Source organism: Actinomadura kijaniata (genome assembly GCF_014138665.1).
GTDB lineage: Bacteria > Actinomycetota > Actinomycetes > Streptosporangiales > Streptosporangiaceae > Spirillospora > Spirillospora kijaniata.
In genome coordinates this window covers 25,618-32,135 of record NZ_JACJIA010000028.1, presented here as the reverse complement: position 1 = coordinate 32,135, position 6,518 = coordinate 25,618, and the positions used below count along the sequence as shown (strand labels likewise).

The 6,518-nt window shown below is 69.7% G+C and carries 7 protein-coding genes and 1 CRISPR repeat array; all 7 genes read right to left on the bottom strand.

From position 1 onward, the window contains the following. Nucleotides 1-64: 64 nt before the first annotated feature. The 7 genes from HNR61_RS46150 to casB all read right to left on the bottom strand — a co-directional run bounded on the left by HNR61_RS46150 (nucleotide 65) and on the right by casB (nucleotide 6,511). The gene (locus tag HNR61_RS46150; RefSeq protein ID WP_182849494.1) at nucleotides 65-247 is read right to left on the bottom strand and encodes a hypothetical protein; all 183 of its coding nucleotides are present in this window, start codon (nucleotides 245-247) and stop codon (nucleotides 65-67) included. Between the two features lie 135 nt (nucleotides 248-382). Next, a CRISPR array of direct repeats spans nucleotides 383-1,936; the repeat unit is 29 nt; unit sequence CGGACCACCTCCGCCTGCGCGGAGAGAAC. Between the two features lie 21 nt (nucleotides 1,937-1,957). Beyond that, entirely contained in the window at nucleotides 1,958-2,272 is a 315-nt protein-coding gene (cas2e, locus tag HNR61_RS46145) for a type I-E CRISPR-associated endoribonuclease Cas2e (protein ID WP_182849493.1), read from the bottom strand. Nucleotide 2,273: 1 nt separating this feature from the next. After that, on the bottom strand, nucleotides 2,274-3,248 hold the full coding sequence (gene cas1e / locus HNR61_RS46140; protein ID WP_182849492.1) for a type I-E CRISPR-associated endonuclease Cas1e: 975 nt from the start codon (nucleotides 3,246-3,248) through the stop codon (nucleotides 2,274-2,276). Further along, the gene (cas6e, locus tag HNR61_RS46135; RefSeq protein ID WP_182849491.1) at nucleotides 3,245-3,892 is read right to left on the bottom strand and encodes a type I-E CRISPR-associated protein Cas6/Cse3/CasE; all 648 of its coding nucleotides are present in this window, start codon (nucleotides 3,890-3,892) and stop codon (nucleotides 3,245-3,247) included. Before cas6e ends, cas1e begins: the two co-directional genes overlap by 4 nt. Next, nucleotides 3,889-4,707: a type I-E CRISPR-associated protein Cas5/CasD gene (gene cas5e, locus HNR61_RS46130; RefSeq protein ID WP_182849490.1), complete on the bottom strand. Its 819-nt coding sequence runs from the start codon at nucleotides 4,705-4,707 to the stop codon at nucleotides 3,889-3,891. The genes cas6e and cas5e overlap by 4 nt, the downstream gene beginning before the upstream one ends. Continuing rightward, nucleotides 4,704-5,885 carry a type I-E CRISPR-associated protein Cas7/Cse4/CasC gene (gene cas7e / locus HNR61_RS46125; RefSeq protein WP_182849489.1) on the bottom strand — a complete coding sequence of 394 codons (1,182 nt, stop codon included), beginning with the start codon at nucleotides 5,883-5,885 and terminating at the stop codon, nucleotides 4,704-4,706. Before cas7e ends, cas5e begins: the two co-directional genes overlap by 4 nt. A 29-nt stretch (nucleotides 5,886-5,914) precedes the next feature. Beyond that, nucleotides 5,915-6,511 carry a type I-E CRISPR-associated protein Cse2/CasB gene (casB, locus tag HNR61_RS46120; RefSeq protein WP_182849488.1) on the bottom strand — a complete coding sequence of 199 codons (597 nt, stop codon included), beginning with the start codon at nucleotides 6,509-6,511 and terminating at the stop codon, nucleotides 5,915-5,917. Nucleotides 6,512-6,518: the final 7 nt, after the last annotated feature.

The following is a 6,518-nucleotide window of genomic DNA, read 5'->3' as shown; positions in this document are numbered from 1 at the left end:
CGCTATGACAAACTCGCCGCGCACTACCAAGCAGCCGTCACCCTGGTCAGCACCCTGCTCTGGATCACATCGTGATCCACCGGACACGACCTAGGAGCAGATAGTCACCCTCGCTGAGATCATTCAGCACCTGCAGGGTGCCGCCCTTGGCGACGGTTTCCTCTCGCCATCCCCAGATCGACCGCTCGATACCGATCCGCAGGTTTTCCTGCGATTTGGCTGGCACATACACCAGTGCGGTAACCATTAGTCCTCCTCACAGCTCGACTCCCAGAAGGAGTTCTGGTGGTGCCGCTGAGCCGTGAAGCCGCAACTGCGGAGGGCACGGTCAACGGACGGACCCCCAATGCCTACCGGACCCCACTGACAAAACAGCCCTGTACGAGTCACCTCCGCCTGCGCGGAGAGAACACGCCGGGAACGCACGTGAATCGGCGCGGCGGCGGACCACCTCCGCCTGCGCGGAGAGAACCGCACCGCTATGACACGCCCACAGTGCGCACACGGACCACCTCCGCCTGCGCGGAGAGAACATCCGCCGCCACTCCTGCGCGGCCGCGGTGTCCGGACCACCTCCGCCTGCGCGGAGAGAACATCCGCCGCCACTCCTGCGCGGCCGCGGTGTCCGGACCACCTCCGCCTGCGCGGAGAGAACCGTCTTCGCGCTGGCCGTACAGCCGGAGGAAGCGGACCACCTCCGCCTGCGCGGAGAGAACGAGAGCCTTCTCGATCACTGGCTCCCAGAACTCGGACCACCTCCGCCTGCGCGGAGAGAACTGGGAGGAGCTGGCCGCGCGCGGGATCACGGGCGGACCACCTCCGCCTGCGCGGAGAGAACGAACTCGGGGATCGGCCGGGAGCCTGTGCCGCCGGACCACCTCCGCCTGCGCGGAGAGAACCGACCACACCACGACCCGAGGCCCGGCGGCGCCGGACCACCTCCGCCTGCGCGGAGAGAACGGCCACTCGATCGGCGCGTCCGCACCGCAGCCCGGACCACCTCCGCCTGCGCGGAGAGAACCACATCCGCATCAATCAGGATGACTGGGACGACGGACCACCTCCGCCTGCGCGGAGAGAACAGCGCACGCGCCTGCTGGCTGGTGACGCTGTACGGACCACCTCCGCCTGCGCGGAGAGAACCCGATCAGCGGGACCTGGGTGATGAGCCGGAACGGACCACCTCCGCCTGCGCGGAGAGAACTGGGCGAGCGCAGGCCCGAGCCCGGCGAGGATCGGACCACCTCCGCCTGCGCGGAGAGAACACCCGCTGACGTGTTTGGGTCGGCGCACCGTGAGGACCACCTCCGCCTGCGCGGAGAGAACGATCCCCGCCACCTGTTCGCCGTCCTCGAACACGGACCACCTCCGCCTGCGCGGAGAGAACCGGGTGTCGGCGGGCGGCGCCGGAAACTACGACGGACCACCTCCGCCTGCGCGGAGAGAACGGCGAGGATCTGCGCGGCGGCGGCGATCGCCTCAGACCACCTCCGCCTGCGCGGAGAGAACCTCGAAATCGACCACGACGGCGCCGACCCCGACGGACCACCTCCGCCTGCGCGGAGAGAACACAACTACGGCATCGCCAAGCTCCTGCGTGCGCGGACCACCTCCGCCTGCGCGGAGAGAACGAGCCGACGCACGCGGTCCCGTCGAAGTACTACGGACCACCTCCGCCTGCGCGGAGAGAACGACCTGGCGCGTGATCTGCACTGCGTTCCTCCCGGACCACCTCCGCCTGCGCGGAGAGAACGAGGGTGTCGACGGTGGTCACCGCGCCTGTCCCGGACCACCTCCGCCTGCGCGGAGAGAACAACACATAGCCCGCGATCACGATCATCCGCTCCGGACCACCTCCGCCTGCGCGGAGAGAACGCGGTCTGGCGGCGGAACTGCGGGATGACGACCGGACCACCTCCGCCTGCGCGGAGAGAACACTTACTGACCTGCAGCTCTTCTATGGGTTTGCCATTTCGTTATCTTGCTCCACCGGGTTCAGGGCGATGAGGGTGAGGCCGTCGAAGTCGATGGGGGAACGGCGGCGTTGGCCTGCGGTGTGAAGAACGAAGCCCTGTTCGTTGTCGGTGGGGTGAAGGAGGACAGCTACTCCGTCGCCGATGGAAGCGGTGATGGCGGACCACAGTTCGGTGCGGACACGGGCGGACAGGGTGCCGACGTACAGGCCGGGCATGGGTTCGAGCATCCAGCGGGTGAGGGCGCCGCGGAGGTGGTCGGGAATGGCGGTGGTGGCGATGACGGTCATGGTCGCCATGTCACTCCTGGCCGTAGTTGGTGCCGCCAGCGATGCGGCCGAAGTCGGGGTCCCATAGGTCCACCAGCTCCTCGGTGGCGTCCAGGGCGTCTTCTTGGCGGGTGCCGTCGTCGGGGACGAACAGGGATTGGATGTCGGCGACGATGCGGGGGAGGAGACGGAACAGGCGGAGGCCGTCGCGGAATGAGCGGCGGGCTTGGCCATCAGGGTCGGTGGCGTCGTGCAGCGAGAAGGCCAGCGGGATGGTGAGTTCGGCTTTGTAGAGGTCGGCGATGTCGTAGACGAAGGAGTGGGAAGTGCCTGTGTGGATGAAGCCCAGGCCAGGGCTGCATCCCAGGGTGTTGACGGCGGCGTGGGCAATGCCGTACAGGCAGGTGTTGGCTGCGGAAAGAGCTCGGTTTACGGGGTCCTGGCCGTCCCAGTCGTCAGGGGCGTAGGAGCGTTTGAAGGGTCTCAGGCCGTTCTGCTGGGCCAAGGCTCGATAGAGGGCCTTCATCCGCTGGCCTTCCAGGCCGCGGAGCTGGGCGATGGTGGCGTCTGGAGGCGCGGTGTCACCGAAGCGCTGGACGTACATGCGGCGGGCGATGATCGTGCGTTCGGCGTCGTTGGCCCAGGCGCGGGCTTGGGCTTCCAGCCAGCGCGTGGGCAGGGAGCCAGGGATCTGCGCGGCATAGCAGCGCACGCCGGCGGTGCCGGTGCAGATAACGGTGGTGCCGTGGCGGGCCAGGGTAGCCAGGGCCCGGGTGGTGATGGAGGCGCCGGGGCCGAGGAGCAGGCAGCTCAATGCGGCGGTGGGCAGTGCGATGCGCTGATGCTGGTCGCCTTGTTGGATGAGCGCCTTGACGCCGGTGTCGTCTTGGACGATGCGGGCGACGTCGATGTAGAGGAAGGACAGGGAGTCGCCGATGCGGGGGAGCATGGCGGCGGTCGGGGCGGCGAGGCGCTGTCGGGCGTTGCGGTGGGCGTGGGTGTTCATCGGGTCGCGGGGGCGAGAGTGAGCAGTCCGCAGCCGAAGGATTTGCCGCGGCCGATGCCAGTACGCAGGTGCTGGATCAAGGCGGTGGGGTCGGTGACGGTGGCGGTGCCGTCGAACCGGGTGCGGGCGTGGGTCATCTTGTGGGTGCCGTTGCGGCGGCCGGTGGCGTCGCTGAGGGGGGCGCTTTGCAGATTGTGAAGCAGGAGCCCGATGGTCTCGGCTTGACGGACCCACCATTGGTCGGCTTCGGCGCCGTGGAGGGGGACGACTGCTTTGGGACGGCCAGCGGTGGTGTTCTTGCCGAGTTTGCGGGTGGCGTTGGCAACGATGCGGTAATGGACGGTGGCGCCGCTGTGCAGGTGGTTGAGCAGTGGCGCCAACGCCTTGCAGCGGGCGTTGCCGTAGAAGGCGGGGAGCTGCCGCAGGTCGGGTTGCAGGGCGCTCTGCATGAGGAGGGTGAAGCCGGAAGGGGCTTCCTCCAGCCGGAACAGCACGGCGGCCTGGCTGCGAGGGGCAGAGCCCAGGTCGTCGGGGAACAGGGACATGATGCGGCGGTGGAGTCTGCCGACGTCACGGAGATCGGCCATGACGGTCTGGTCGCGGAGATCGGGAACGATCTGGGTGATCCACAGGTCGGTGTTCATGGCGTGGTCGGGGCGCTTTCGATGGGGTGGACGTTGGACAGGTGCGCGCTGAGGCGTTGGAGGTAGTCGACGCCGAGCCCGGCGCACTGATCGGCCGGGAGTTGCAGCAGGCGGCGGTAGACGGGGCGGGCGCGGTACTGCCGGCGGTGCGGGTGGAAGCTGAGGGGATCGTCCTGGCTTTCGGTGTAGATCTGGTCGGCTGTGTCGTCGGCGTCGGGTGGCCAAGGCGTGTGGGACAGGGGCGCGTCGGCGCGGAACTCGACGTCGACGGTGCCGCCGGTGCGGGGGCGCCGGCGGGCGAGGGGAAGGTCGATCAGAGCGCTGGCGATGTCGTCGGCGGTGGCCAGCAGGAGGGGCGCGTTGGGCGGGCAGGAGCGGCGGCCCAGGTAGGGCGGCCAGTGGGGGTGACGGAGTGCGTGGGCGCAGGCTTTCAGCACGGCGGGGTCGGAGCCGGTGACGGCGACGGTGAAGGCAGCGTCCTGCAGGTAGTAGCGGTCGGAGGTGAGGGTGGCCTTGTCGGGGGCTCGGCGTTTGCCTTCGGCGGTGATGACCGTCAGGTCGCGGGGCATGCCGCCGCCGACGGTGTGGAAGTCGCGTAGCAGGGTGCCGGGCCGGTCGATGCGCACGGTGAACCGCAGGGTGGCCAGGTCGGTCAGCTCGTGGTCGCGGCGGTAGCCGAGGGCGGCGGCCAGGAGCCCGATGAGGCCGGATCGGGTGGGGGCGCGGGAGGTGTCGCGTTGGTTGAACCGGGAGCGTTCGCCCCAGGACTGCAAGGGCCCGCTGAGGTGGATCAGTAGGCCTGCGGTGGGGGTCATGCCGTCGCCTTGGTGGGCAGGGCGGTGGCGAGGGCGTTGTCGATGAGGTCGTCGAAGGAGTCGGCGCGTTCTCCCAAGGCGGTGATGTCGCGGCCCGACAGGGTGGCGTGGGCGCTGTACAGCAGGCCGGTGGGGCCGAGGAGACGCTGGACGGCCGCGGCGTAGTGGTCCAGGGCGGTGACCGATGCGTCGCTGTGGCCGCCGTGGCGGTCGGCGCGGACCGGCTGTTCGAACGCGCCCGCGTAGGAGACGGGGCGGTCGGCGCGGACGGTCAGGTGGGCCAGGTGGGGGATGGTGTTGGGGGCGGTGGAGTTCTTCTTGGCGTGCGGCAGCGACAGCAGCGCCGCTCGCAGCAGGGCGGCGGAGAGCTCGTGGGCGTCGTCGTCGCTGCCCAGGTTGGCGTGCAGGTCGTGTAGGTCGAGCACGATGTAGCGGTACAGGACGCCGGCGCTGTGCTCGGCTTGGCCCATGTGGGCGCTGCCGGTGGTGTCCTTCCAGGCAGCGGTGACGTCGTCGACGGCGCTGAAGTAGTCGATCTCGACGTCGGTCTGGTGGGTGGTGAAGGCGTGGGCGACCTGGACGGCGCCGTCAACGTGGGCGTCGTCGACCTGGGCGAGCATGCGGCCGAACAGGCTGATGATGCCGTTGCGGCGGCGGAGCACGGCGTCGACTTCGCTGCCGGGGATGACGCTGTGCTTGCGTTCGAACTTGGCGGGGTCCTTGGCCGTTTCGAGGGCTTGGCGGTGCTGGATGGCCAGGTCGGCCAGTTCGGTGATGGCGGTGTGCGGGATGTAGACCATGGCGGCGGTGGACCAGGCGTCGGGGGTGCCGTTGGTGTCGTCGTCTTTCTTCTTGCGCGGTGGTTCGGCTCCCACGCTGCTGGCGACCGCCGTGTGACGGCCGGCGCGTTCGGCCAGTTCGGCGGGCCAGTGGTGCTGGTCCTGCAGGTGCTGGGCCAGGCACTCGGCCAGGCGGCGGGTGCGCAGGGTGTCCTGGCCGAGGGACTGCTGCAGGTGCAGGCGGATGGCGCGTTTCCAGCACTGGCTGGACACGCGGGTGCGTTCGGCGCCGCCCCAGGTGACGGTCTTGACGGAGTTGGTGTCGTCGCGGTTGAGGTTGGCGAAGGGGATGGCCTGGATGATGTGGAGTTCCAGGTAACGGCCGGGGATCGTGGGCATGGCGGGCTCCTGTCGCTGAGTGGGGTGGATCAGTCGTCGGGGGTGTGGTCGGCGCGATCGGCGTCCTGGGCGGCCTGCTGTTCGGCGCGCAGCCGGGTGCGGTAGAAGGACTGCAACCAGCGGCGGGTGATGCGGCCGCGATGGTCGTCCCAGCCGCGCAGGTCCAAAAGGAGCTGGGCCCAGTCGACGGCGGCGGGGTGGTCGGCCACGGCGCGGACGGCGGCGGGCAGGTGGCGGTGCAGGCCGTTGGTGCTCTGCCGGGTGAGCAGGCTCAGGCGGGCTTCGGCGGCGCTTTCGCGCAGAGCCGCCCGGCCGACGGCTTCGGCCAGACAGGTGCCGAAGTCGCGGGCGGGTGAGTCGGGGGCGGAGCCGCGGGCGTGGGGCGGCAGCGAGGCGATCATGGCGGCGACCGCGTAGTAGGCGCGCTCGTAGTTGTCGCTGCCGGAGGGAACGTGACCGGCCAGGGCCGGGTGCATGCGGTGGCAGCGGTCCAGAGGGCGCCCCAGGCCGCTGCGCAGGGCTGCGCGCTTGCCGGGGTCCTCGTCGCATAGCCGGTGGACGCGAGCGACGAAGTCTTCGGCTTGTTGACGGCGGTCGGAGGGGGCGGGTGGGACGTGTTCGGTCATGGTGTCC

Bases quoted from the DNA above. Each gene is read 5' to 3' on its own strand.
- cas7e (WP_182849489.1), bottom strand. From the start codon at position 5,885: ATGCCCACGATCCCCGGCCGTTACCTGGAACTCCACATCATCCAGGCC.
- cas6e (WP_182849491.1), bottom strand. From the start codon at position 3,892: ATGAACACCGACCTGTGGATCACCCAGATCGTTCCCGATCTCCGCGAC.
- HNR61_RS46150 (WP_182849494.1), bottom strand. From the start codon at position 247: ATGGTTACCGCACTGGTGTATGTGCCAGCCAAATCGCAGGAAAACCTG.
- cas5e (WP_182849490.1), bottom strand. From the start codon at position 4,707: ATGACCCCCACCGCAGGCCTACTGATCCACCTCAGCGGGCCCTTGCAG.
- cas1e (WP_182849492.1), bottom strand. From the start codon at position 3,248: ATGAACACCCACGCCCACCGCAACGCCCGACAGCGCCTCGCCGCCCCG.
- cas2e (WP_182849493.1), bottom strand. From the start codon at position 2,272: ATGGCGACCATGACCGTCATCGCCACCACCGCCATTCCCGACCACCTC.
- casB (WP_182849488.1), bottom strand. From the start codon at position 6,511: ATGACCGAACACGTCCCACCCGCCCCCTCCGACCGCCGTCAACAAGCC.